16 protein-coding genes are annotated in these 23316 nt (G+C 74.8%); 13 read left to right on the top strand and 3 right to left on the bottom strand.

From position 1 onward, the window contains the following. The 5 genes from ACZ4K2_RS09710 to ACZ4K2_RS09690 all read left to right on the top strand — a co-directional run bounded on the left by ACZ4K2_RS09710 (position 1) and on the right by ACZ4K2_RS09690 (position 9169). Positions 1–1344 (top strand): carbohydrate ABC transporter permease, encoded by a 1344-nt coding sequence (locus tag ACZ4K2_RS09710; protein ID WP_467471327.1) that lies wholly within the window; start codon positions 1–3, stop codon positions 1342–1344. Further along, entirely contained in the window at positions 1341–2249 is a 909-nt protein-coding gene (locus ACZ4K2_RS09705) for a carbohydrate ABC transporter permease (RefSeq protein ID WP_467471326.1), read from the top strand. Before ACZ4K2_RS09710 ends, ACZ4K2_RS09705 begins: the two co-directional genes overlap by 4 nt. Before the next feature lie 156 nt (positions 2250–2405). Next, complete coding sequence (locus ACZ4K2_RS09700) at positions 2406–4637, top strand: bifunctional glycosyltransferase/CDP-glycerol:glycerophosphate glycerophosphotransferase (RefSeq protein ID WP_467471324.1); 2232 nt, start codon at positions 2406–2408, stop codon at positions 4635–4637. A gap of 125 nt (positions 4638–4762) precedes the next feature. After that, the gene (locus tag ACZ4K2_RS09695; RefSeq protein WP_467471323.1) at positions 4763–6964 is read left to right on the top strand and encodes a bifunctional glycosyltransferase/CDP-glycerol:glycerophosphate glycerophosphotransferase; all 2202 of its coding nucleotides are present in this window, start codon (positions 4763–4765) and stop codon (positions 6962–6964) included. A gap of 6 nt (positions 6965–6970) precedes the next feature. Continuing rightward, a complete protein-coding gene (locus tag ACZ4K2_RS09690; RefSeq protein WP_467471322.1) occupies positions 6971–9169 on the top strand; it encodes a bifunctional glycosyltransferase/CDP-glycerol:glycerophosphate glycerophosphotransferase in 2199 nt (732 codons plus the stop codon). Between the two features lie 48 nt (positions 9170–9217). On the opposite strand, the gene ACZ4K2_RS09685 is transcribed toward ACZ4K2_RS09690, so the two are convergent. Next, a complete protein-coding gene (locus ACZ4K2_RS09685) occupies positions 9218–9631 on the bottom strand; it encodes an organic hydroperoxide resistance protein (RefSeq protein ID WP_467471320.1) in 414 nt (137 codons plus the stop codon). Between the two features lie 124 nt (positions 9632–9755). Between ACZ4K2_RS09685 and ACZ4K2_RS09680 the strand changes: the two genes are divergently transcribed. Beyond that, the gene (locus ACZ4K2_RS09680; RefSeq protein ID WP_467471318.1) at positions 9756–10253 is read left to right on the top strand and encodes a MarR family winged helix-turn-helix transcriptional regulator; all 498 of its coding nucleotides are present in this window, start codon (positions 9756–9758) and stop codon (positions 10251–10253) included. Here ACZ4K2_RS09680 and ACZ4K2_RS09675 read toward each other — a convergent pair. Further along, entirely contained in the window at positions 10201–11754 is a 1554-nt protein-coding gene (locus ACZ4K2_RS09675; protein ID WP_467471316.1) for a glycosyltransferase family 39 protein, read from the bottom strand. The genes ACZ4K2_RS09680 and ACZ4K2_RS09675 overlap by 53 nt on opposite strands. Before the next feature lie 237 nt (positions 11755–11991). Here ACZ4K2_RS09675 and ACZ4K2_RS09670 point away from each other — a divergent pair, with 237 nt between their 5' ends. The 3 genes from ACZ4K2_RS09670 to galE all read left to right on the top strand — a co-directional run bounded on the left by ACZ4K2_RS09670 (position 11992) and on the right by galE (position 16034). Continuing rightward, complete coding sequence (locus tag ACZ4K2_RS09670) at positions 11992–13263, top strand: glycosyltransferase 87 family protein (RefSeq protein ID WP_467471314.1); 1272 nt, start codon at positions 11992–11994, stop codon at positions 13261–13263. A gap of 44 nt (positions 13264–13307) precedes the next feature. Further along, on the top strand, positions 13308–14945 hold the full coding sequence (locus ACZ4K2_RS09665; RefSeq protein ID WP_467472038.1) for a glycosyltransferase: 1638 nt from the start codon (positions 13308–13310) through the stop codon (positions 14943–14945). 102 nt (positions 14946–15047) lie between these two features. After that, positions 15048–16034, top strand: coding sequence for a UDP-glucose 4-epimerase GalE (gene galE / locus ACZ4K2_RS09660; RefSeq protein ID WP_467471312.1), 987 nt, complete (start codon positions 15048–15050; stop codon positions 16032–16034). Positions 16035–16594: 560 nt separating this feature from the next. On the opposite strand, the gene ACZ4K2_RS09655 is transcribed toward galE, so the two are convergent. After that, entirely contained in the window at positions 16595–17233 is a 639-nt protein-coding gene (locus tag ACZ4K2_RS09655; RefSeq protein WP_467471310.1) for a TetR/AcrR family transcriptional regulator, read from the bottom strand. 205 nt (positions 17234–17438) lie between these two features. Between ACZ4K2_RS09655 and ACZ4K2_RS09650 the strand changes: the two genes are divergently transcribed. The 4 genes from ACZ4K2_RS09650 (at position 17439) to ACZ4K2_RS09635 (ending at position 23255) form a co-directional block, all read left to right on the top strand. Beyond that, on the top strand, positions 17439–18353 hold the full coding sequence (locus ACZ4K2_RS09650; RefSeq protein WP_467471308.1) for an ABC transporter permease: 915 nt from the start codon (positions 17439–17441) through the stop codon (positions 18351–18353). Further along, positions 18346–19287 (top strand): ABC transporter ATP-binding protein, encoded by a 942-nt coding sequence (locus tag ACZ4K2_RS09645; RefSeq protein ID WP_467471306.1) that lies wholly within the window; start codon positions 18346–18348, stop codon positions 19285–19287. Before ACZ4K2_RS09650 ends, ACZ4K2_RS09645 begins: the two co-directional genes overlap by 8 nt. A gap of 114 nt (positions 19288–19401) precedes the next feature. Continuing rightward, positions 19402–21612 (top strand): CDP-glycerol glycerophosphotransferase family protein, encoded by a 2211-nt coding sequence (locus ACZ4K2_RS09640; RefSeq protein WP_467471304.1) that lies wholly within the window; start codon positions 19402–19404, stop codon positions 21610–21612. Further along, positions 21609–23255, top strand: a complete 1647-nt coding sequence (locus tag ACZ4K2_RS09635) for a glycosyltransferase family 2 protein (RefSeq protein WP_467471302.1) — start codon at positions 21609–21611, stop codon at positions 23253–23255. Before ACZ4K2_RS09640 ends, ACZ4K2_RS09635 begins: the two co-directional genes overlap by 4 nt. Positions 23256–23316: the final 61 nt, after the last annotated feature.

Genomic DNA, 23316 nt, shown 5'->3' with positions numbered 1-23316 from the left:
ATGGCGTCGGCAGCGGCGGCCGGGGCCCCACCGGGCCCCGCCGCACCCCGCGGTCGCAGAAGCGTGACCGGCACCCGCAAGGCGGTGGCAGCGCTGTTCCTGCTGCCCGCCCTGGTGCTGCTCGGCGCGCTCGTGGTCTACCCGATCGGGTACTCGGTGGTCCGCAGTCTCTACGACGCCTCCGGCGACTCCTTCGTAGGAGTGGACAACTACCGGACCCTCTTCACCGACGACAGCATCCGCACCGCCCTGAAGAACAACGTCATCTGGGTGGTGTTCGCCCCCACGGTCGCCACCGCGCTCGGCCTGGTCTTCGCCGTGCTGACCGAACGGGTGCGCTGGGGAACGGCGTTCAAGCTGGTCGTCTTCATGCCGATGGCGATCTCGATGCTGGCCGCCGGGATCATCTTCCGGCTGGTGTACGACCAGGACCCGGACAAGGGGGTGGCGAACGCCGTCTGGGTCGGCGTGCACGACACGTTCACGCAGTCGTCGGCGTTCCCGAAGGCCCACCCGGGCCGCCGGTCGCCGCTGGTGGCCGAGGACGGCGGCTTCGTCACCAAGGACGCCGTGCGCGCGGGCCGGCCGGTCGCCCTGCCGCTGGTCGGGGTCGCCCCGGACCAGCTCCCGGACGGGGTGGGCGAGGCCGCCGCCGCCCGGCCGGAGGCCGCCGAGGTCACCGGCACCACCTGGCAGGACTTCACCCGCGGCAAGGGCGTCGGCAGGCTCGGCGCGCCCGATCCGGGCGAGGTCGGCTACGCCGGGATGCGGATCGAGGCGGTGAAGGACGGCAAGGTCGTCGCCTCGGCGAAGGCGGCCGCGGACGGCACGTTCACGCTGCCCGCGGCGGCGGACGGGGCCCGGCTCAGGCTGCCCGCGGCCAACTTCCGGGAGCCGTACAACGGGGTCGAGTGGCTCGGCCCGTCGCTGGTCACCCCGTCGATCATCGGGGCGTACGTGTGGATGTGGGCGGGCTTCGCGATGGTGCTGATCGCGGCCGGCCTCGCGGGCGTGCCCCGGGAACTGCTGGAGGCGGCGCGGGTGGACGGCGCCACCGAGTGGCAGGTGTTCCGCAAGGTCACCGTGCCGCTGCTGGCCCCGGTGCTGGCGGTCGTCGTCGTGACCCTGATGATCAACGTGCTGAAGGTGTTCGACCTGGTGTTCATCATCGCGCCGGGCTCGTCCCAGGACGACGCGAACGTGCTGGCGCTGGAGCTGTACCGCAAGGGCTTCGCGGAGGGCCGGCCGGGCGTCGCGAGCGCGATCTCGGTGTTCCTGCTGCTGCTGGTCATCCCCGTGATGGCCTTCAACATTCGCCGGCTGCGGCGGGAGGTGCGGCGATGACGGCGACCGCCGGAGGCATCCGCAGGACCGAGCCGGCCGGGGCGGTCCGGGCCAGGGAGCCGGTCGGGACCCGGATCGCCGGGAAGCTCGGCGGCGGACTGGTCCGCGTGGTGCTGATCGTCGTCGGCCTGTTCTGGCTGGTCCCGACCATCGGCCTGCTCGTCTCCTCGCTGCGCGCGCCGGAGGACATGAGCGCGAGCGGCTGGTGGACGGTGTTCTCCGAGCCGTCCCAGCTCACCGTGGACAGCTACCGCAAGCTGCTGGAGAACCCGGACATCACCGGCTCGCTGCTGAACACCGTGCTGATCACGGTCCCGGCGACCCTCCTCGTCGTGGTGGTCGGGTCGCTGGCCGCGTACGCGTTCGCGTGGATGGAGTTCCCGGGCCGGGACTGGTGGTTCCTGGGCGTCGTCGGCCTGCTGGTGGTGCCGGTGCAGGTGGCGCTGATCCCGATCGCCGAACTGTTCGGCAGGATCGGGCTTTTCGGCTCGATCCTCGGGGTGGTCCTGTTCCACACCGGCTTCGGCCTGCCGTTCGCGGTGTTCCTGCTGCGGAACTTCTTCGCGGAGATCCCGCGGGAATTGCTGGAGGCCGCCCGGCTGGACGGCGCGGGCGAACTGCGCGTGTTCGCACGGGTCGTGATGCCGCTGGGCGGTCCGGCGATCGCCTCGCTCGGCATCTTCCAGTTCCTGTGGGTGTGGAACGACATGCTGGTCGCCCTGGTGTTCACCAAGTCGGGCACGCAGCCGGTCACCGTCGCACTCCAGACGCAGGTACGGCAGTTCGGCAACAACATCGACGTCCTGGCACCCGGGGCGTTCATCTCCATGGTGATCCCGCTGGCCGTGTTCTTCGCGTTCCAGCGGCAGTTCGTGTCCGGTGTGATGGCGGGAGCCGTCAAGTAACAATGCGACACAGGTGGTTCGGGGGCGGGCCGGAAACGGCCCGCCCCCTCGTCGTGCCGGCGCCGGGTAGCCCGAATGCCGTACGGGCCGTAACCAACTCACTCCACCGGGCGTTGCCGGGCAGAACGCCCGCGCCGACCGACCCATGGATGTCCCTTGCCGAGGTTCAGTGTCATTGTCCCCGCGTACGAGGTCCAGGCGTATCTCCCCCAGTGCCTGGACTCGGTGCTCTCGCAGTCGTACGGCGACCTGGAACTGATCGCCGTGGACGACCGCTCGCCCGACGCCTGCGGCGCGGTCATCGACGAGTACGCGGCCCGGGACCCGCGGGTGAGGGCCGTGCACCTGCCCGAGAACCAGGGCCTCGGCCGGGCCCGGAACGCGGGCATGGCGGAGGCGGCGGGCGACTACCTGCTCTTCCTGGACGGCGACGACACGCTCACCCCGCACGCGCTGCGCTCCGTCGCCGAGCGGCTGGCCGCGACCGGCGACCCGGACGTCCTGGTCTTCGACTACGCGCGCACCCACTGGGACGGCCGCGAGGTCCGCAACCGGCTCGCCGGCCAGCTCACCGAGGAGGGTCCGGCGCCGTTCCGGCTCCAGGACCGGCCCGGACTGCTGCGGGTGCTGATGGTCGCCTGGAACAAGGCGTACCGGCGCGACTTCGTACGGGCCCACGGGTTCGCCTTCCCGCCGGGCTACTACGAGGACACCCCCTGGACCTTCCCGGTGCTGATGACCGCCGGGTCGATCGCCACCCTGGACCGGGTGTGCGTGCACTACCGGCAGCGGCGGCAGGGCAGCATCCTCGGCACCACCAGCCGCAAGCACTTCGACCTGTTCGACCAGTACGACCGGGTGTTCGCGTACGTCGACGGGCGGCCCGGGCTGGACCGCTGGCGGCCGGAGCTGTACCGGCGGATGGTCGACCACTACGCGGTGGTGTTCACCCGGCGGGGCCGGCTCCCGCGCGGCAGCCACGGCGAGTTCCTGCGCCGGGCCCGCGCCCGCTGCCGCCGCCACCGGGTGCCGGGGGTGCGCCTCGGGCCGCGGCACCTCCTCGTCCGCTTCGGGCTGCACCGCACATTCCGGGTGCTGCGGGTGGCCTCGGCCCTGCGCCGGCGCACCCGGAAGGGCGCGGCGGGGCTGTCCCGCGCCCTGCGCGCCGGCGCCCTGCGGCTGCACTACGCGGTCCAGTCCTGGCTGCCGCTGCGCGCGGACCGGGCGGTGTTCACCGCGCGGGAGGGGCTCGGTGATCCGGCCGCGCTGGAGGAGGCGTTCCGGGCGCACGCCCCGCACGTGGCCACGGCGTGGGTCGTCCGGCCCGGGCAGGAGCGGGCGGCGCCGCGGGGGCCGCGCCCGCTGCGGCCCGGCACGGCCGCGTACTGGTCGGCGCTGGCCCGCTCCCGCTACCTGGTCGGCGACACCGGCCCCGGGGGCGGGATCCGCAAGCGGCCGGGCCAGGTCTTCGTGCGGACCCCGGAGGGCACGCCGCTGGGGCACACGGGTCTCGACCTCCAGGAGCGCCCGGCGGTGGCCCGGGACACGGACTTCGCGGAGCTGCTGCGGGACGCCGACCGGTGGGACTACGTCCTGTCCGGCAACCGGCACACCACCCTGACCTGGGAGCGGGCCCACCCGGGCCGCTACACCACGCTGGAGTACGGGCTACCCCGCAACGACGTCCTCCAGCGGGCGACCGCGGCCGACGTGGCCCGGCTGCGGGCCTCGCTGGGCGTCCCGGAGGGCACGGTCGCGGTGCTGTACGCGCCCGCGCACCGCGACCACCGGCGCACCCAGCTCCCGCCGCTCGACCTGGAGCGGATCGCAAGCCGCCTGGGCCCGCGCTTCGTGATCCTGGCCCGCGCCCACGCGCCCGCGCGGGACACCCGGATCATCGACGTCTCCGGCCACCCGGACGCGGCCGCAGCATGTCTCGCCTCGGACGCGCTGCTCACCGACTACGCGCCCGTCCTGTTCGACTACGCGGGCCTGGACCGGCCGATCGTGGTGCACACCGGGGACTGGGCGGTGTTCGAGGCGGCCCGCGGCGCCTACTTCGACCTGCGGGCCTTCCCGCCGGGCGCGGTGGCGCACAGCGAGGACGAGGTGATCGACGTCTTCACCGGCGGGCGCTGGCACGACGCGCGCGCGGCGCGCCTGCGGGCGGCGTTCCGGGAGCGGTTCTGCCCGTGGGACGACGGGCGCGCCGCGGAGCGGGTGGTGCGGCGGGTGGTGCTGGGCGAGACGCAGCCGCCGCCGGTGGTGCCGCTCGCGGACCGCAGCCCCGCGCCGGCGGCCCGCGTCCCCGCCCCGCCGCCCGCACCCGCCCCGCGGGCCACCGTGCCGCAACCTTCCGGCCCCCTTCCCGTCACCGAGAGCCGCTGAACGCCGTTGGTCCCTCCGGGAGTTCCCATGCCCCTCGGCTCGACGCGGCCCACCCCGAGCCGGCCGTCCACCTGGCGTCCGGCGGGGCGGCCCGGCCGCGTCCGCACGACGACAGAGAGAACCACATGCCCCGCTTCAGCATCATCGTCCCCTCCCACGGGGTCGCCGGCCGGCTGTCCCAGGCGCTGGACTCGGTCCTCGGCCAGTCCTTCGGCGACCTCCAGCTGATCCCGGTCTGCGACGCCCCCGACGCCCCGGCCGCCGCGGTGGCCGCCGGGTACGCGGAGCGGGACTCCCGGGTGACCCCGGTCCACTCCCCGCCGGCCGCCGGTCTGAGCGGGGCGCGCAACGCCGGGATGCGGGCGGCGACCGGCGCCTACCTGCTCTTCCTGGACGGCGACGACCTGCTGCTGCCGGGCGCGCTGGCCGCGCTGGACGCCCGGCTGTCGGAGCTCGCCGGCGTGGACGTGCTGTACGCCGAGTACGAGCGCGTCCCCTGGTGGGAGGGCGAGCCGTCGAACCCGGCCGGGCCGCTGCTCGCGAGGGCGCCGCAGGGGGCCTTCGCCCCCGCCGAGCTGCCCGCGCTGACCGGCGTCCGGCTGCCGGTGTGGAGCGCCGCCTACCGCCGCGCCTTCACCGCCGAGCACGAACTCGTCTTCCCGGAGGGCCACTTCACCGACCTCAGCTGGGGCGGGCTGGCCGGTGTCGCCGCCGGGCGGATCGGGGTGCTGCGCCGGGCCGTCGTACGGCACCGGCCGCGCCGCCAGGGCAGCCGGCTCCACCTGCCCGGGCCGCACCAACACGATCTGCTGGACCAGGTGGAGCGGGTGCTGACCCGGGCGGCCGAGCGGGAGCTGCCGGCCGAGCGGACCGGCCCGCTGTTCGACGAGCTGTTCGCCGTGGTGCTGCGGACGGCGTCGCGCCCGGAGCGGCTGGCCGCCGGGCACCGGGCGTTCTTCCGCCGCGCGGCGCGCCTGTACCGCAGGCACCGGCCGGCCGGGCACCGGATGCCGGGCGGCAGCCTGGGCGCGCAGCACCGGCTGCTGGCGGCGGGCGCGTACACCGCCTTCCGCTCCCTGCGGGGCGTCAACCGGGCGGCCGACGGCGCGGTGCGGCGGCTGCCCCGGCCGCGCATGCTGCGCACCCGGCTGCGGTACGCCCGCGACCTGCGCCGCCCGCTCGACGCGCACCTCGCCGTGTACTGCGCCTACTGGGGCCGCGGTTACGCCTGCAACCCGGCCGCGATCCACGCCAGGGCCCGCGAACTGGCCCCGCACATCCGCTCGGTGTTCCTCGTCGAGGCGGGCCGGGAGCACACCGTGCCGCGGGACGTCGAGTACGCGGTGATCGGCTCCCGCCGCTACTGGGAGGTGCTGTCCCGCGCCAAGTACCTGATCAACAACGCGAACTTCGCGGAGGGCGTCGTCAAGCGGCCCGGCAGCGTGCACCTGCAGACCCAGCACGGCACCCCGCTGAAGACGATGGGCGTGGACCAGTCGACGTACCCGGTGGTGGCGGCGCAGTCGGGCAGTTTCACCAGGCTGCTGGGCCGGGTCGACCGCTGGGACTTCAACCTCTCCGCCAACCGCCACTCCACGCAGATGTGGGAGCGCGCCTTCCCCGGCTCCTACGAGCACCTGGAGTACGGCTATCCGCGCAACGACGTGTACTACACGGCGACCGCCCGCGACGTGGCCCGGATCCGGCGCGAACTGGGCGTCCCCGAGGGCAGGACGGCCGTGCTGTACGCGCCGACCCACCGCGACCACCACACCGGTTTCGAGTCCGGCCTGGACCTGGAGGCGTTCTGCGCGGCGGCCGGCGAGGACGTCGTCGTGCTGCTGCGCGCCCACTACTTCTACGACCGGGGCCGCTCCCTGGACTCGGGCCGGATCATCGACGTGACCGCGCACCGCTCCGCCGAGGACGTGTGCCTGGCCGCGGACGCGCTGGTCACCGACTACTCGTCCATCATGTTCGACTACGCCAACCTCGACCGGCCGATCGTCGTGTACGCCGACGACTGGGAGGTCTACCGGGAGACCCGGGGCGTCTACTTCGACCTGCCGGCCGAGCCGCCCGGCCCGGTCGCCCGGACCCCCGAGGAGCTGGCCGCCGTCTTCCGCGACGGCTCCTGGGCGGGGCCGGGGTCCGCCGCGCTGCGGGCCGCGTTCCGGGAGCGGTTCTGCCAGTTCGACGACGGGCGGGCCGCCGAGCGGGTGGTGCGGCGGGTGCTGCTCGGCGAACCGCCGGAGGCGATCCCGCCCGTGATCCCGCTCGCGGAGCGCATCCCCGCCCCCGCCGCCGCGACCCTCGTGAGGAGCTGACCCGCCGTGCCCCGCTTCAGTCTGATCGTGCCCTGCTTCAAGGTGCAGGCCTTCCTGCGCGAGTGCCTGGACTCGGTGCTCGGGCAGTCCTTCGGCGACTTCGAGCTGATCGCCGTGGACGACCGCTCCCCGGACGGCTGCGGCGCGATCCTGGACGAGTACGCCGCCCGCGACCCGCGCGTGAAGGTGCTGCACCTGCCGGAGAACGTGGGCCTCGGCCGGGCGCGCAACGCGGGCCTGCCCGAGGCCACCGGCGACTACCTGTTCTTCCTGGACAGCGACGACACCCTCACCCCGGGCGCGCTGCGGGCCGTCGCCGACCGGCTCGCGGAGGCCGACGACCCGGACGTGCTCGTCTTCGACTACGCGCGCACGTACTGGTGGGGCGGCACCCGGCGCAACGTGCTCGCGGACGTGCTCGCGCGCGAGGGCACGTTCAGCGCGTCGGAGTACCCGCGGATCCTGGACCTGCTGATGGTCGTCTGGAACAAGGTGTACCGGCGGGAGTTCGTCGCGGAGCACGGTTTCGCGTTCCCGCCGGGCTACTACGAGGACACCCCCTGGACCTTCCCGGTGATGCTCAGCGCCCGCCGGATCGCCGCCCTGGACCGGATCTGCCTGAACTACCGGCAGCGGCGGCAGGGCAACATCCTGTCCACCACGAGCCGCAAGCACTTCGACGTCCACGACCAGTACGAGCGGGTCTTCGCCTTCGTGGCCGAGCGGCCCGAGCTGGCCGGCTGGCGGCCGTACCTGCACCGCAAGATGGGCGAGCACTGCCTGGACATCCTCGCCAAGCCGGACCGGCTGCCGCCCGCCGACAAGGCCGAGTTCTTCCGGCGCACGGCGGAGATGTTCCGCCGGCACCGGCCCCCGGGCGCCGCGGCGGACGGCGGGACCGCGGTGCTGACGGGCTCCTGGACGGCCTACCGGCTGCGGCGCGGGACGGCGCGGGCCGGGCGGGAGGCGGCCCGCCGGACGGAGCGGCTGCGCCGGGCCGCCGCCGCGCGGGCCCGCACCGGCTGGGCGGGGCTGCACGCGCGGCGCCCGCTGGACGAGGAGCTGGTGGTGTACTCGGCGTCCTCGCACCGGGGTGTGCTGGGCGATCCGGCGGCCGTGTACGCGGCGGCCCGCGAGGTCGCGCCGCGGCTGCGCGGGGTGTGGGCGGTGCGGGACGCGGAGACGGCCGCGCTGCTGCCGCCCGGGGTGGAGCACGTGCTCGTCGGTTCCCGGCGCTACCTGGAGGTCACCGCGCGCGCGAAGTTCTTCGTCAACGACGTCAACTGGCCCGGCGCGCTGGCCAAGCGGCCCGGCAGTGTGCACGTCCACACCCACCAGGGCACCCCGCTGAAGTACCTGGGCGCCGACCTGCTGGACAAGCCGGGGGCCCGGCTCGGCTTCGACGTGCCGCAGATGCTGCGCCGAGCCGACCGCTGGGACTTCAGCCTGGTCGCCAACCGGCACTCCGAGCTGGTCTGGGAGCGGGCCTACCCCTGCCACTTCACCTCGGTGCGCACCGGCAGCCCGCGCAACGACGTGCTGGTGAACGGGGGCGTGAGCGACTTCCGGGAGCGGCACGGCATCCCGGCGGACCACACGGTCGTGCTGTACGCGCCGACCCGCCGGGACTACCGCAGGAGCGGGCACGTGGACCGGATCGACCTGGCCCGGTTCGCCGGCGACCTCGGCGAGGGGCGCACGCTGGTGGTGCGGCTGCACCCGTCGCTGGCCGCCGGTCCCGCGCGGGGCATGGGCCTGGCGGAGCTGGCCCGGCGCGGGATCGTGGTGGACGGGACCGACGAGCCGCGGACCGCGGACGTGCTGCTCGCCGCGGACGTGCTGGTCACCGACTACTCGTCGGTGATGTTCGACTACGCCAACCTCGACCGGCCGGTCGTGGTGCACGCCGACGACTGGCCCGCGTTCACGGCGAGCCGGGGAGCCTATCTCGACGTCACCGCCGAGCCGCCGGGCCATGTGACGCGCTCGTACCCGGAGCTGGCCCGGCTGTTCGCCTCGGGCGCGTGGCGGGACGGGGAGTCGGCACGGCTGCGTGCCGCCTTCCGGGAGCGGTTCTGCGAGTTCGACGACGGGCGGGCGGCCGAGCGGGTCGTGCGGACCCTGCTGCTGGGCGAGCCGATGCCCTGGCCGGCGGCCCGCGTCCCGGGTCAGGCGTCGGCGCCGGACGCGCTGACGTCGGCGTGACGGTGCGCGGGGGACGGGCCCGTCCCCCGCGCACCGCTCGTCCCCGGGCTACTCGACGACGAGGTCGACCTCGATGTTGCCGCGGGTGGCGTTGGAGTACGGGCAGACCTGGTGGGCGGCCTCGACCAGCTCGCGGCCGGCCGCCTCGTCCACGGTGTCGGGCAGCTCCACGCGCAGGGTGACCTTCAGCCCGAAGCCCTCGCCCTGCTTGCCGATGCCCACCTCGGCGGTCACGGCCGCGTCGGTGACGTCGACCCCGGCCCTGCGCCCGACCAGGCCGAGGGCGCCGCCGAAGCAGGCGGCGTAGCCGGCGGCGAAGAGCTGCTCCGGGTTGGCGCCGTCGCCGTTGCCGCCCAGCTCCGCCGGCGGGGCCAGCTTGAGATCGATCCGGCCGTCGGAGGAGACGGCACGGCCCTCGCGGCCGTGGGTCGCGGTGGCGACGGCGGTGTAGAGCGCGTCCATGAAGACCATCCCTTGCGGAAGTCGGGTGTCCCGGCGGGCCCTGTCCTGCCCGCCGCACGATCAAAAGTAGAGCACACAACTAAGTTGTGCACAACTGAATGGCCCCCCGTACTACCCTGGGGGCATGACCGCCTCGCCCCCGCCCTCCAGCACCCCGGATGCCGGTGCCGACTGGCTCCGGCTGGACCGCCAGATCTGCTTCTCGCTGCACGCCGCGTCCCGCGCCTTCAACGGCGTCTACCGCGTGCTGCTCAGGGAACTGGGGCTCACCTATCCGCAGTACCTGGTGATGCTGGTGCTGTGGGAGGACGGCGACCTGCCGGTCAAGGCGCTCGGCGAGCGGCTGCGGCTCGACTCCGGGACGCTCTCCCCGCTGGTCAAGCGGCTGGAGTCGGCCGGTCTGGTGCGGCGCGAGCGCAGCGCCGAGGACGAGCGGTCGGTCCGGGTCCACCTCACCGGGCAGGGCGCGGAGCTGCGCGGGCGGGCGCTGGAGGTACCGCGCCGGATCATGTCGGCGACCGGCTTCGACCCGGCGGAGCTCGGCGAGCTGCGCGCCCGGCTCGACCGGCTCACGACCGCCCTGGACGCGGCGGCGCGGACGGAGGCCGGGGGCGGGCACTGACCGGGCGGACGTAGAGCCGCACGGTCACGCCGCCCCACACCGACTCCTCGCGGCGGGCGAACTGCTGCCACAGGACGGCGAGTTTCGCGCGCTCCACGGGGTTGCGCGGCGCCCGGGGCGCGGCGAGCAGCCGCCGTTCCCCGACCACCCACACCCGCTCCAGCCGCGCCATTCTGCGGCGCAGCTCGGGTACGCCGGTCTCCCGCCCGTACAGCGTGCCGGACCGCGCCGCCCCCGCCGCCAGCGCCACGTCCCGGGTGCCGCGGAACGCCCGGGGGTAGGTGAGCGCCACGTTCCGCAGCGGCCCCGGTACGAACAGGACGGCGTCGCCGGGGCCCGTCTCGCGCGCGGCCGCCCGGGAGACGGCGGCGAGGTCGTCGGGCCGCCGGCCGGGGTCCCGGTCCGCCCGCAGCAGGGGGAACTGGTACGAGAGCGGCAGCGCGACGGCGAGGGCACCGGCGAGCGCGACGGCGGCCCGCCGCGGCGCGGGGTGACGTTTCGGCAGGCCGCCACCGCCGCACCAGGGGACGTCGGCGGGCTCCCGCCCCGGCGCACGCGCGGGGCGCAGGCGCCCCAGCGCCCCCACCGACCGCTCGGCCCCCGCGGCCACCAGCAGCGGCGCCCCCGACAGCGCGTAGAGCACGTACCGGTCGACGTACAGCGGGGAAAGCTGGGACGCCAGCATCAGGGCCGCCGGCGGCAGCACCGCCAGCGGCAGCGCCACCCCGGCGCAGGTCAGCTCCCCCCGGCGCCCCACCAGTCCCGCCAGGCCCGTGAGCGCCAGGGCGAGGCACACCGCGTAGACCCCGTCCGTCGGGCCGAGGAACCCCCGCAGCAGGCCGCGCGCCGTCTGCGCGGTGGGCTCCCGCAGCCACGCGAGCTGGGCCGCCTGCCCGTGCGAGACCAGCACCATCGGCAGCAGCGCGAGGACGACCGCCGCCGCCGCGCACCCCCAGCCGCGCCATACCCGCGCGCCCGCCCGGGCCAGCGCCAGCGACGCCGCGTGGGCGACGAGCAGCAGCACCGCGAACTCGTGCAGCCAGCAGGTGAGGCCGAGCAGGGCGCCGTACGGCCACCAGCGGCCGGTGCGCACGGCCCGCACGAACAGCAGCGTCGCCGCGGTGGCGCCGGCCGCGACGAGGGCGTAGGAGCGGCCCTCCTGGGCGTAGTGCCCGGCCATCGGCGAGACGGCGTAGAGCAGCCCGGCCCACAGGCCGGCGCGCGGCCGGAGCAGCCGGGCGCCGAGGGCGGCCACCAGCGCCGCCGTGCCGGCCGCCGCGCACACCGAGGGCAGCCGGAGCGCGACCTCGCCGGAGTGCACCGCGAGGACGGCGTGCACCAGCAGGTAGTACAGGCCGTGCACGGCGTCCACGTCGTGCAGCAGCCGCCAGATCTGCGGCACCGTGCGCTGCCCCACCTGGAAGCTGACCGCCTCGTCGCGCCACATGCCGCCCCGGTCCAGCCCCCAGAGCCCGAGCACCAGCATCACCAGCGCGGGCACGCCCGCGGCGGCGGCCCGGCACAGCCGCTCCCGGCCGCACCCCGGTGTCCGGCACGGTGGGCGGCTCGTCGCACCGGCCGGAACGCCGGTGGTCGCTCCAGCCGCCCGGCGCGACTGGCGATTCACAGGAAGCCCGACGTTCACCATGGCCCGATCTCTTGCGATTAGCCAATATGTGGAGTGATTGACGGCGTATCAGCATGAATACACCATCAGTACCGCTTACGCTCCCATGTGATGAACCGCCTCCGTGTCACCCCCGGCCCGGTCCTCACCCTCACCGCCCTGTGGCTCGCCACCCGCGCCCTGATGCTGTGGCTCGTCACCCGCAGCGCCGATCCGCTGCTGGGCGGGGGCGCGGTGACGCGGGAGGTGTGGCGGCTGTACCACCGCTGGTACGGGGTGCTCGCGGACGGCTCCTTCCCGGTCCACGACACGCTGTGGCAGTACCCGCCGGGCGCGGGCGCCGTCCTGCTGGCGCCGGGGCTGCTGCCGGGCCTCACGTACTTCGAGGCGTTCGTGCTGCTCACGCTCGCCGCGGACGCGCTGACCGCGGCCGCGCTCGTCCGGGCCGGCCGCCGGCCCGGGCGCAGCCTGCTCGGCGCGGCCGTGTGGACCGGCGGCCTGCCGCTGCTGCTGCACCTCCCGCTCGCCCGGTACGACGTCCAGGTCACCGCCCTGGCCGTGCTGTCCCTCCTGGTCTCGGCGCGTTCCGCGCGCGTGGGCGGGCTGTTCGGGGCGCTGGGCGCGCTGGTGAAGGTGTGGCCGGCGCTGGTGCTGCTGGGCACGCCCCGGGGGCGGCCGACCCGCGAGGCGTGGGCGTGGGCGGCCGGGACCGCGGCCGTCTGCCTCGCGCTGTTCGCGTCCTGTCTCGCCCACCCGTTCTCCTTCCTGCGGGAGCAGGGCGGGCGCGGGGTGCAGATCGAGTCGCTCGGCGGCACGGCGCTCAACCTCGCCCGGCACGCCGGCTGGCCCGGCCGGGTCCGCTACCGCTACGGCGCGATGGAGCTGGTCGGCCCGCACGTGTCCGCCGTCGCCACCGCGTCCCTGGCGCTGACGGCGCTCTCCTTCGGGCTGCTGGTGCTGTGGCGGCTGCGGGCGCGGTGCTGGAGCGAGGCCACGCCCCACGACGCGGCGCTCTGCGCGGTGCTGCTCTTCACGGTCACCAGCCGGGTGATCAGCCCGCAGTACATGGTCTGGCTGATCGGACTGGCCGCCGTGTGCCTGACCTCGCGGCACACCGGCCAGCGGCCGGTGGCGCTGCTGGTGCTCGCGGCGGCCGCGCTGAGCACGGTGGTCTACCCGGTGTCCTACCGTGAGGTGCTCGACGGCACCTGGACCGGCTGCCTGCTGATGCTGGCCCGCAACGGGCTGCTGACGGCCGCCGCCGTATTGTCGTTCCGACGGCTGTGGCGGGCCGCGCGACCTCCGGCCGAGAAGTACGCACGTCCGGCGGAACCGCGGCCCGATTCCAACCGTCTACCTGACAGAGCACTAAGCGTCTCTTAACGGGGTATTACAAAACATTTCTACACTCCCGGCCCGTGGACTCCATGCACACAGAACAGCGAGACCCACTTCCGGCCCCGGCCTCGGCACGGGAGCCGGACCCACGTGTTGCCGTCGTCGTGATCGGCTACAACGACCGCGCGCACGTGGCCGACGCCGTCCGCTCGGCGCTGGCCCAGGGCCCCGCGGTGGCCGAGGTGATCGCCGTGGACGACTGCTCCACGGACGGCAGTGACCGGCTGCTCGCCCGGCTGGCCGCCGGCGAGCCCCGGCTGCGCGTGGTGCGCCGGACCGTGAACAGCGGCGGCTGCGGCAGTCCCCGCAACACCGGGATCGACGAGGCGACGGCGCCGTACGTGATGTTCCTGGACAGCGACGACGTGCTGCCCGCCGGTGCGGTGGACGCGCTGCTGGCGGCGGCGACGGAGGCGGGCGCCGAGGTCGCCGGCGGCCTGTGCGTGCGCCGGGAGCTGCCCTCGGGACACGAGACGCCCTGGCAGGAGCCCCTCTACACGGAGCGCACCGTCCTCGCGCGCCCCGCCGAGCGCCCCCGGCTGGTCCACGACACGCTGTGCGTCAACAAGCTGTACCGCGCAGGCTTCCTGCGGGAGCACGGCATCCGCTTCCCCGAGGGCCGCTACATCTACGAGGACTTCGTCTTCACCGCGCGCGTGCTGGCCGCGAGCCCGCGCGTGGCGCTCGTACCGGACCGGGTGTACGTGTGGCAGGTCCGCCGGACGGCCGAGCGGCTGTCGCTCTCGCTGGACCGGGGGCGCGTCGCCAACTGGGCGGCGCGCGTCGAGGCGAGCGCGCTGGCGTACGACATCCTGCTGGGCGCCGGCCAGAAGGACCTGGCGCGGGCGGCCCGGGCCAAGTTCCTCGATCACGACGTGCGCATGTACGCGCGCGAGCTGGGGCTGCGCGACGCGGACTACCGGCGCGCGTGGTGGTCGCGCACCCGCGAGTACCTCGGGCGCTACGACGCGGCCGACTGGGAGCTGGACCCCGCCGCCGCCGGGCGCGTGCTCGCGCGGCTGGTGCTGGCCTCACCCGAGCCCCGCGACCTGCCCCGCGTGCGCGAGCTCGCCGCCCGCCCGGCCCGCCTGCTGCCGCCCTACGCCCGGACGCCCGAGGGCGACCCGGTGTGGGCCGCCGACCTGCCCGGGGTCTCGCTGGCCCCGCTGCTGGCCCGGCCCGTCACCACGCTGCCGCTCGCGGTGGACGCGGAGCTGCGCCCGGGCGCGCGGGCCTCGCTGCTGCGCCTCACGCTGCACGAGCTGTACGGGAAGGTGGCCGAGGCGGACCCGCGCGAGGTGGACGTGGTGTGGCGGGCGCGCGAGGGCGGTCGCGACCGGGGCCGCGCGACGGTGGCGCTCACCCCCGGCGCCCCCGCGCACACCTGGTCCGCGCAGGTGCCGGTCGACCTCACGGGGCTCGGCTCGGGCACCTGGGACCTGCGGCTGTCGCTCCGCTTCGCGGACGGCTCGCGGCGCGAGCTGACGGCGCACGCCCTCACGGGCGCCGGGCGGCTGCGCCGGCGCGCCGTCCCGAGCGTGGTGCACGGCGTGCTCCTGGTCCAGCCGTACGCCACGCACTCCGGGGCGCTGGCCCTGCGCGTGGCGACCGGCCTGAGCGGGGTGCTGGCGGTGGCCCGGGGGCGGCTGCGCCGCCTGCTGCGCTGAGCCGGCCGCCCGCCGCACCGGCACGGCTGCCACGGACCAGGCCCCGGCTCCGGCGGGGGCCACACGGGCGGAACCGCCCCACGAGCTGACGAGGAGACGGCCATGACCTGGCTGATCACCGGCGGCGCCGGATACATCGGGGCGCACGTCGTACGGGCGATGACCGAGGCGGGCGAGGCCGCGGTCGTCTACGACGACCTGTCCACGGGCGTCGCCGAGCGGGTCCCGGCCGGGGTGCCGCTGGTGCGCGGCTCGGTCCTGGACCAGGACCTGCTGACCCGCACGATCACCGGGCACGGCATCACCGGGGTCGTTCACCTGGCGGCGAAGAAGCAGGTGGGCGAGTCGGTGGAGCAGCCGCTGCGCTACTACCGGGAGAACGTGGAGGGCCTGCGCGTCCTCCTGGAGGCGGTGACGCGGGCGGAGATCGCCTCGTTCGTCTTCTCCTCCTCCGCGGCCGTCTACGGCATGCCCGACGTCGACCTGGTGACGGAGGAGACCCCCTGCCGCCCGCTGTCCCCGTACGGCGAGACCAAGCTGGCCGGCGAGTGGCTCGTCCGGGCCGCGGGCCGTGCGACCGGTCTCGCCACGGCGTCGCTGCGCTACTTCAACGTGGCGGGCGCGGCCGCCCCCGAACTGGCCGACACCGGCGTGCACAACCTGGTCCCGATGGTTCTGGAGCGGCTCACCGAGGGCGCGGCGCCGCGCGTCTTCGGCGACGACTACCCGACCCCCGACGGCACCTGCGTCCGTGACTACATCCACGTGGCCGACCTGGCCGGGGCCCACGTGACCGTGGCCCGCGCCCTGGCCGCCGCCCCCGGCACCGACCTGACCCTCAACATCGGCCGGGGCGAGGGCGTCTCCGTCCGCGAGATGATCGACCGCATCAACGCGGTCACCGGTTACGACCGGCCCCCGACGGTCACCCCGCGCCGCCCCGGCGACCCCGCGCGGGTCGTCGCCTCGGCCGCCCGCATCGCCGCGGAACTGGGCTGGCACGCCAAGTACGACGTACAGGACATGATCACCTCGGCCTGGGAGGGCTGGCTCCACCTGCACCCGGAGGCGGCGCGGGCAGAGCGGTAGGGGCGCGTCGTCGGGGGGCCCGGTCGACGGGCCCGCGGGTCTCGTGCCCCGACGCGCGGGGCGGGGGAAGCGCGCGGCCCGGTCGGCGGCGCGGCGCACACCGAAGGACGGCTCGACGGACGCCTTCGGGCAGCCCCGGCCCGGAGCCCCGGAGGGCAGGGGCGCCGATGCGGACGGCCCCGACGCGCCGCGCGGCCCCCGGGCGGAACGAACGACCGGCGACAGCGAACGACAGGCGCGACCCGGGAGCGGGAGCGCGACGGCCCCGGCCCGGAGCCCCTGGCAGGGAGCGGGCTACTCCTGCGGCCGGGTACCGCGCGCCGGCCGCGCGGTCACGACGGACGCCGCCGCCCCTCCAGGCGCCCGAACGGCGACTCCGCCGCCCGGGAGCGCAGGCCGCACAGGCCGACCCGGGCCCCACCGGCCGGCGGGCCGTACCCGGCAGGCCGGCCCTGCTCCCTCCGGAGCACCAGGAGCCGTACGCCACCGGATCCGCGTCCGGGCCACCGGAGCGGTGCCGTTCCTCGGCGGTGGGCAGGCGGCGCCGGACGGGCGTGGCGTCAGAGTGCCTTGAGCGCTCCCGCCGTGGCCCGGGCCAGCCCCGCCAGGTAGCCCTTCGGCAGTTTCGGGGCGCGGATCACCACCGAGCGCCAGTACAGGGGGCCCGAGATGAGGTCCAGCGCCAGGTCGGGGTCGACGCCCGCGCGGACCTCCCCGCGGGCTTCCGCCGCCGCCACGATCCCGCTGGCCACGCCCTCCTGGCCGTCGCGCACCGCCTTCTGGAGCGCCTCCGCGATCTCCGGGTTGCGGGCCGCCTCGGCCTGGAGGTCGGGGATGATCTGGGACGCGATCGGGTGGCGCAGGGCGCGGGACGTGACCTCGTAGAGGAGGCGCAGGTCGCCCTCCAGGGAGCCCGTGTCGGGGGCCGGGAACCCGGTCACCGCCAGCGCGGAGACGACGTCCAGGACCAGGTGGAGCTTCGAACGCCAGCGCCGGTACACCGCCGTCTTGCCGACCCCGGCCCGGCGGGCGATCCCCTCGATGGACACGCGCGCGTAGCCGACGGCCGCCAGTTCCTCGAACACGGCGGCCCGGATGGCCTCGGTCACGTCCTCCCGGAGCACGGCCGCCCCGGCGGGCGCCCGGCGGCGGGGGCGCGCCGACGGCTCGTCGGCGGACTCGGCGGCGTTCGTCGTCATGCCCCCAGCATAGGCCGTGACGACGAAACGGTTGCGTTGCGACGTCCCCTGGCCCTACTCTCACGTTGCGACGATACGGTCCCGTCCCGACGTAAGAGAACGTGGAGAGAAGCGTGCGCGAACACCGGGCGACGGGCCCGGACGACGCGGCGGCCCCGGTGCGGGCCGGACGCGGCACCCCCTCCCCCGAGCGAAAGCAGCGGATGTGAGCCAGGTCCTCCACACACCGCCCCCCACCCAGGCCCCGCCCGCCGACGACCCCGCGGCGCTCGCGGCCCGGCACGGCCTGTCGGTCAGCGGCGCCCGCCCCTCCCTGCCGGAGTACATCGGCCGGCTCTGGGCCCGGCGCCACTTCATCAGCGCCTTCGCCACCGCCAAGCTCACCGCCCAGTACAGCCAGGCGAAGCTCGGCCAGGTATGGCAGGTCATGACCCCGCTGCTGAACGCGGCGGTCTACTACTTCATCTTCGGCATGCTGCTCGGCACCAAGCACAACGTGCCGGACTACGTGCCGTTCCTGGTCACGGGCGTGTTCATCTGGACGTTCACGCAGAGCTCGATCATGGCGGGCACCCGGGCCATCTCCGGCAACCTCGGCCTGGTCCGCGCCCTGCACTTCCCGCGCGCCGCCCTGCCGATCTCCTTCGCGCTCCAGCAGCTCCAGCAGCTCCTGTTCTCGATGGCCGCGCTGGTCGTCATCCTGCTCTGCTTCGGCGTGCCGGTCGCCGCCTCCTGGCTGCTGGCGATCCCGGCGCTGGTCCTGCAGTTCACCTTCAACGCCGGCGTGTCGATGGCGGTGGCCCGGATCGGCGCGAAGACCCCGGACATCGCCCAGCTCATGCCGTTCGTGCTGCGCACCTGGATGTACGTGTCCGGCGTGATGTGGAGCATCGACAAGATCACCCGGGGCGACGACCTGCCGCACGCCGTCACGCTGCTGCTCCAGCTCAACCCGGCCGCCGTCTACATCGACCTGATGCGGTTCGCGCTGATCGACAGCTTCCACGCCCAGCAGCTCCCCCCGCACGTGTGGGCGGTGGCGACGGGCTGGGCCCTGCTCGCCGGCGCCGGCGGCTTCATCTACTTCTGGAAGGCTGAGGAGACCTACGGCCGTGGCTGAGCAGACCTCCACCGAGAAGATCCCCACCGTCATCGCCGACGCCGTCGACATCGTCTACCGGGTCAACGGCACCGGCGCCGGCCGCGGCACCGCCACCGCCGCCCTCAACCGCATCCTGCGCCGCGGGCAGGCCGAGAAGGCGGCCGGCGTGCGCAGGGTGCACGCGGTGCGGAAGGTGTCGTTCACCGCCTACCGGGGCGAGGCGGTCGGCCTCATCGGCACCAACGGCTCCGGGAAGTCGACCCTGCTCAAGGCGGTCGCCGGGCTGCTGCCGGTGGAGAGCGGGCACATCTATACCGACGGCCAGCCGTCGCTGCTGGGCGTGAACGCGGCCCTGATGAGCGACCTCACCGGCGAACGCAACGTCTTCCTCGGCGGGCTCGCCATGGGCATGTCCCGGGAGCAGATCAAGGAGCGCTACCAGGACATCGTCGACTTCTCCGGCATCAACGAGAAGGGCGACTTCATCACCCTGCCGATGCGCACGTACTCCTCGGGCATGGCCGCCCGGCTGCGCTTCTCCATCGCCGCCGCCAAGGACCACGACGTCCTGCTGATCGACGAGGCGCTGGCCACCGGCGACCGCTCCTTCCAGAAGCGGTCCGAGGCGCGGATCCGCGAGCTGCGGCAGCACGCGGGCACGGTGTTCCTGGTCAGCCACAACAACAAGTCGATCCGCGACACCTGCGAGCGGGTCCTGTGGCTGGAGCGCGGCGAGCTGCGCATGGACGGGCCGACCGAGGAGGTCATGAAGGAGTACGAGGCGTTCACCGGGGACAAGAAGCCGGCACCCAAGAAGCCCGCGCCGAAGAAACCGGCGCCGAAGACGGACACCCCGAAAGCGGACGGCCCCAAGGCGGACGCCCTGAAGACGGACGGCCCGAATCCGCGGGCACCGCAACCGGCCGCGCCGAAAGCGCCTCTTTCCTCCTGAGCCGAACCCTCACCAAGCCCTCACCGTCACGGGCGATTATCCCTTTCATCTGCTTAGTGACAGTATGTTATGAAGGGTCTGCCCGGAGACACGTCGAGCAAGGAGTCCACCGCAATGCCCCAGCTGAGTGTGATCGTCTACGGGCCGAACGCACAGGGGCATCTGACGGAGCTACTGGACTCCCTGGCGGCCCACCCCCCGTCCGACACCGAAGTGGTCGTCGCCGCGGTCGGCGACTGGGCGCGGGAGACCGCCGAGGGCCACGCCCCCGAGACGGTCGTCGTCCCCCTGCCGGACGGTACCGCAGACGCCCGGGCGCGCGCGGCGGGCGCCGCCCGCGCGTCCGGCCGCTGGCTGCACTTCGTGCACGCCAAGGACGGCCTGCCCGCCGGCGCGCCCCGCCTGATCGCCGAGCGGACCGCGGAACTGGACGCCGCGGACGGCCCGGCCCCCGTCGACGTGCTCCTCTTCGACCACGTCACCACCACCTGGCAGACCGCCACCGCCCCCTCCCGCGACGGCCGCCACCTCGCCGCCGTCGGCCGCGCCGCCCTCCCCCTGGACGACGCCGCCGACCTGCTGCGGCTCACCCCCCTGCTCGGCAACCGCGCCCTGCGCGCCGGCTTCTGGCGGGCCCACGCCGAACAGCTCGGCACCGACGACGAGCCGCGCGCCGCCCTCGCCGCCCTGCTGCACGCCGGCCGCGTCGCCTGCCTGAACCAGACGGCGTACGAGCACCGCGTGCTGCGCCCCGAGAGCCTGCCCCCGCGCGCCCCCGAGGACCGGCTCGCGCTCATCGACCGCTACGAGGCCCTGCTCCCGCTCGCCCGAAACCGCCGCGCCCCCCTCGCGGTGCTCTACGACATGACGGTGCGCGACCTGGTGCGCACCTTCGCCCGCGAGGACCTGCCCGAGGAGGTGGCCCGCGAGTTCTTCCGCCGCGCCTCCCTGGCCGCGGTCCGCTGGCGCCCCGAGGGCCACCGGCGCCCCGCGGGCCTGGAGGGCGTGCGGCACGCCCTGCTGGAGGAGGGCGCGTACACCAGGTACCGCGCGTTCCAGGCCGCGAACCGCACCCGCCGCGCCGCCCGCAAGGCCGTACGGGACCGCAAGCGGGCGCTGGGCGCCAAGGTCCGCGACCAGCGGTACCGCCGCGCCCTGACCCGCCCGGTCGACCCCGAGCTCGCCGTGTTCTCGGCCTACTGGGACCGCGGGGTGGCCTGCAACCCCGCCGCGATCGCCGCGAAGCTCGCCGAGCTGGCCCCGCACATCCACCCGGTGTGGGTGGTGAACAGGCAGAACGCGGCGCTGCTGCCGCCGGGCACCGACCACGTCGTCCCCGGCACCGCCCGCTACTGGGAGACCCTGGCGACCGCCCGGTACCTGACGAACAACGTCAACTTCCCGAACGCCGTGGTCAAGCGCCCGGACGCCGTCCACCTCCAGACCCACCACGGCACCCCGCTCAAGCGCATGGGCCTGGACCAGATGGACCACCCGGCCGCCGCCAAGGGCCTGGACTTCGCCGCCCTGCTGGCCCGCGTCGACAAGTGGGACTACAGCGTCAGCGCCAACAGCCACTCCACCCGCATGTGGGAGCGCGCCTACCCGTCCCGCTACACCTCGCTGGACCACGGCTACCCGCGCAACGACGTCTACTACACCGCCGGCGCCGAGGCGGTGCGCGCCGCCCGCGAGCGCCTGGGCATCCCGCCGGGCCGGAGGGCCGTCCTGTACGCCCCCACCCACCGCGACTACGAGGCCGGCTTCACGCCCCGCCTCGACCTCGCCGCCCTCGCCGACCGCCTCGGTGAGGACACCGTCCTGCTGGTGCGCGCCCACTACTTCTACGGCGGCGCCGCCTCCCCGCTGACCGGCCTGCGCCGCTCCGGTCGGATCATCGACGTCTCCTCCTACGACCCGGTCGAGGAGCTGTGCCTGGCCGCCGACGCGCTGGTCACGGACTACTCGTCGATCATGTTCGACTACGCCAACCTGGACCGCCCGATCGTGGTCTACGCCGACGACTGGGAGACCTACCGGACCACCCGCGGCGTCTACTTCGACCTCATGGCCGAGCACCCCGGCCAGGTCGCCCACACACAGGAGGAACTCGCGGAGATCCTCACCTCCGGCGCCTGGCGGGACGAGAGCGCCGCCAAGGCCCGGACCGCGTTCCGGCGCCGGTTCTGCGAGTACGACGACGGGCGCGCCGCCGAGCGGGTCGTCCGGCGGGTGTTCCTGGGCGAACCGGAGGAGTCGCTGCCACCGGTTCTTCCCCTCGAGGACCGCACCCCCGCCCCGACCCCCGAGGAGGCCACCGCATGACCAGCCCCGACGTCACGGTCACCGTCATCGTCTACAACGACGCGGCCCGCCTCCCGCGCGCGGTCGCCTCGCTGCGGGCGCAGACCCACGCGAACATAGAGATCGTCATCAGCGACGACCACTCGACGGACGACACGCCCCGGGTGGCGCGGGAGCTGGCGGCCCAGGACCCGCGCATCCGCTACCTGCGCCTGCCGGAGAACAGCGGCGGTTGCAGCGCCCCGCGCAACCGGGCCATCGACATCGCCCGGGCGCCGTACCTGATGTTCCTGGACAGCGACGACGAGCTGCCGCCCCGCGCGGTGGAGCTGCTGCTCGACGCGCACCGCGAGCGCGAGGTGGACTTCACCATGGGCGCGGTGCGCCGGGTCCGCGTGGACAACGGCCGCCGCTCGACCTGGATGCCGCACGTCGTGACCGAGCGGCGCACCGTCGAGGGCATCGAGGCGGACCCGCGGCTGCTGTTCGAGCACCTGTCCACCAGCAAGATGTACGCGCGCGCCTTCCTGGACCGGCACGACCTCCGCTTCCCCGAAGGCATCCACTACGAGGACCAGCTGTTCTCGGCGCAGGCGTACTGCCTGGCGAAGGCGTTCACGATCATCCCCGACCCGGTGTACGTCTGGTACATCGAGCCGTACGCCGCCGCGGCGTCCGCCTCCATCTCCAACCAGCGGCACAAGATCGGCAACGTGCGCGACCGGGTGCACGTCCAGCGGCTGATCGACGCGTTCCTGGCCGAGAACGGACACGCCGGGCTGCGGGAGGACAAGGACTACAAGTTCCTCAAGCACGACTTCCGGATGTACGCGGGCGACCTGCCGTACCGGGACGAGGAGTGGCTCACCGCCTTCGCGGAGATCGTCAACCCCTACCTGGACACGCTCTCCCCCGGCGCCTACGCCAGGCTGCCGCGGCCCGAGCGGGTGGTGCTGGAGCTGCTGCGGGACGGCCGCACGGCCGAGGCCCGGCTCGCGGCGCGCGGGCTGGGCCAGGGAGTGGCCCCCCGGCACGTCACCGCCGACGGCACGGGCGCGACGTACTGGGGTGACAGCGTCCCCGCCACGGACCGGGCCCGCCGGGAGCTGGACGTGTCCGACCTGGAGCTGGACACCCGCCCGTTCCCCACCGCCCACTTCCGCCACGAGATCACCGAGCTGACGCCCGGACCGGGCGCGACCCTGACCCTCGCGATCCGCAGCTACGACCCCGGTCTGCGGCTGCCCGTGGGACCGCAGCGCGCGTCCCTGCTGCTGACCCCCGGCAAGCGCCGGATGACGGTCCCCTTCCGGCTGGACCCGGTCCGCCCCGGCGTCTTCGAGGGCACCGCCCGCCTGGACCTGACGGCGGCGGAGCTGCCCCTCCAGGGCTTCGACGGCATGCGCCACCCCATGGTCCGCCTGGACCAGCAGGGCCTGACCAACACGGGCCTGCTGCTGGCTCCGCCGGACTTCCCGGTCCGCACGGTCCTGGTGGACCGGCATCGGATCACGCTCGAACCGGAGGGCCGCAACCCGGGCCGCCTCCAGCTCCGCTGGCAGCCGGTCGGGATGACGGCACGGGTGATCCGCCCGCTGGTGCGCCGGGTGGCCCGGCCCCGGGTGCGGGGCGCCGTCCGGCTGGTGACGAGCGTGCTGCGGTAGGGGCGCCCCCCGTCCGGTGTCGCGGGTGGCCACGGGCTCGGAGCCGTGGCCACCCGCCTCT

This window comes from Streptomyces sp. NPDC025833 (assembly GCF_055558055.1).
The sequence above is the reverse complement of the archived record's forward strand: the minus strand, read 5'-3'. Positions and strand labels throughout refer to the sequence as shown.

What these genes read in the sequence shown, in the direction of transcription:
- galE (WP_467471312.1), top strand. Translation starts at nt 15,048, where the DNA reads ATGACCTGGCTGATCACCGGCGGCGCCGGATACATCGGGGCGCACGTC.
- ACZ4K2_RS09640 (WP_467471304.1), top strand. Translation starts at nt 19,402, where the DNA reads ATGCCCCAGCTGAGTGTGATCGTCTACGGGCCGAACGCACAGGGGCAT.
- ACZ4K2_RS09710 (WP_467471327.1), top strand. Translation starts at nt 1, where the DNA reads ATGGCGTCGGCAGCGGCGGCCGGGGCCCCACCGGGCCCCGCCGCACCC.
- ACZ4K2_RS09685 (WP_467471320.1), bottom strand. Translation starts at nt 9,631, where the DNA reads ATGGACGCGCTCTACACCGCCGTCGCCACCGCGACCCACGGCCGCGAG.
- ACZ4K2_RS09695 (WP_467471323.1), top strand. Translation starts at nt 4,763, where the DNA reads ATGCCCCGCTTCAGCATCATCGTCCCCTCCCACGGGGTCGCCGGCCGG.
- ACZ4K2_RS09670 (WP_467471314.1), top strand. Translation starts at nt 11,992, where the DNA reads ATGAACCGCCTCCGTGTCACCCCCGGCCCGGTCCTCACCCTCACCGCC.
- ACZ4K2_RS09665 (WP_467472038.1), top strand. Translation starts at nt 13,308, where the DNA reads ATGCACACAGAACAGCGAGACCCACTTCCGGCCCCGGCCTCGGCACGG.
- ACZ4K2_RS09635 (WP_467471302.1), top strand. Translation starts at nt 21,609, where the DNA reads ATGACCAGCCCCGACGTCACGGTCACCGTCATCGTCTACAACGACGCG.
- ACZ4K2_RS09655 (WP_467471310.1), bottom strand. Translation starts at nt 17,233, where the DNA reads ATGACGACGAACGCCGCCGAGTCCGCCGACGAGCCGTCGGCGCGCCCC.
- ACZ4K2_RS09680 (WP_467471318.1), top strand. Translation starts at nt 9,756, where the DNA reads ATGACCGCCTCGCCCCCGCCCTCCAGCACCCCGGATGCCGGTGCCGAC.
- ACZ4K2_RS09705 (WP_467471326.1), top strand. Translation starts at nt 1,341, where the DNA reads ATGACGGCGACCGCCGGAGGCATCCGCAGGACCGAGCCGGCCGGGGCG.